1 protein-coding gene is annotated in these 1482 nt (G+C 67.7%); it reads right to left on the reverse strand.

The window, feature by feature from the left end:
* Positions 1-42 precede the first annotated feature (42 nt).
* On the reverse strand, positions 43-1428 hold the full coding sequence (locus tag PSD17_RS03475) for an IS256 family transposase (protein WP_445260986.1): 1386 nt from the start codon (positions 1426-1428) through the stop codon (positions 43-45).
* Positions 1429-1482: the final 54 nt, after the last annotated feature.

Genomic DNA, 1482 nt, shown 5'->3' on the forward strand with positions numbered 1-1482 from the left:
GGGCCTGTCAAGAAGTCTGTGTAAGTCGATCTAGGAAGGTGGTCAGGACAGGTAGGGGTTGATGCGTTCGGGGTAGGCCAGGGCGAGGGCGCCGAGGGCTTGTTTCCAGCCCTGGATCACGGCTCCTTCGACGAGGCGTCCGGGTGCTCGGCGCTCGTTCGCGGGCAGGCCCTTCTCCTTCGCCCGGGCTCGGGCTCGTTTGTCCTCGATGTCGCGGATGGCGAGCCAGAGCAGCTTGATCGCGGCGTCGTCGTTCGGGAAGTGCCCGCGGTTCTTGATGATCTTGCGGAGCTGGTAGTTCAGCGACTCGATCGCGTTCGTCGTGTAGATGATCTTCCGGAGCTCGGGTGGGAAGGCCAGGAAAGGGATGAACCGCTCCCAGGCGTTGGTCCAGGTCATCACCGCGGCCGGGTAGCGGCGGCCGAGTTCGGACTCGGCGAAGGCGTCGAGCTCGAGGCGGGCAGCCTCGTCGGTCGGGGCGGTGTAGATCGGACGCAGCGCCGCAGCCACCTTCTTGCGGTCGGCATAGCCGACGAACCGCATCGCCGCCCGCAGCAGGTGCACCGTGCAGGTCTGCACGATGCTCTGCGGCCAGGTCGCCTCGATCGCCTCTGGGAAGCCGGTCAGCCCGTCACAGCACACGATCAGCACGTCCCGCACCCCGCGGTTGCGCAGCTCGGCGCACACGCCCGCCCAGAACTTCGCCCCCTCGGTGGCCTGAACCCAGATCCCCAGCACGTGCTTGACGCCGTCGAGGTCGACCCCGACGGCGATGTGCGCGGCCCGGTTGCGGACCTGGTGCCCGTCCCGCACCTTGATCATCAGGGCGTCGAGGTAGACGATCGGGTAGATCTCCTCCAGCGGGCGGGACTGCCAGACCTTGACCTCCTCGAGCACCGAGTCGGTGATCTTCGAGATGGTGTCGTGGGAGAGTTCGGTGCCCAGCGTCCGGTGCAGGTGGTGGGCGATGTCGCGCACGGTCATCCCGCCCGCGTACAGCGAGATGATCATCTCGTCGAGGCCGCCGGTACGCCGCGAGCCCTTCGGGACCAGCCGCGGCTCGAACGTGCCGGCCCGGTCCCGGGGCACGTCCAGGGCGACGTCGCCGACCTCGGTGGCCAGGGTCTTCGGGGTGGTGCCGTTGCGCGAGTTCGGGGTCCCCCGTCCGGCCGGGTCGCCCTTCTCATAGCCCAGGTGCGCGGTCTGCTCGGCGGCCAGGCCTCGTTCGAGCACGGCTTTGATCATCTCGGGAAGGAAGCCGCCGTCGCCGGTCAGTGCGAGCTCGCCGGCGTCGACCTGGGACATCAGCTGATCCAGCAGCCCGGCCTCGACCATCTGGTTCACCGCGTCCCGCGCTGTCGGCGGTTCGGCCGCCGACGAGCCCTCGGTCCCGAGCGGGTTAGCTCGTCGATCACCGGTCATGGTCATCTGTGTACTCCTCAACTCAAGAGGATCTTGTTACACAGACCATCTGACAGGCTC

It is taken from the genome of Pseudonocardia sp. D17, assembly GCF_036984265.1.
GTDB classification, from domain to species: domain Bacteria; phylum Actinomycetota; class Actinomycetes; order Mycobacteriales; family Pseudonocardiaceae; genus Pseudonocardia; species Pseudonocardia benzenivorans.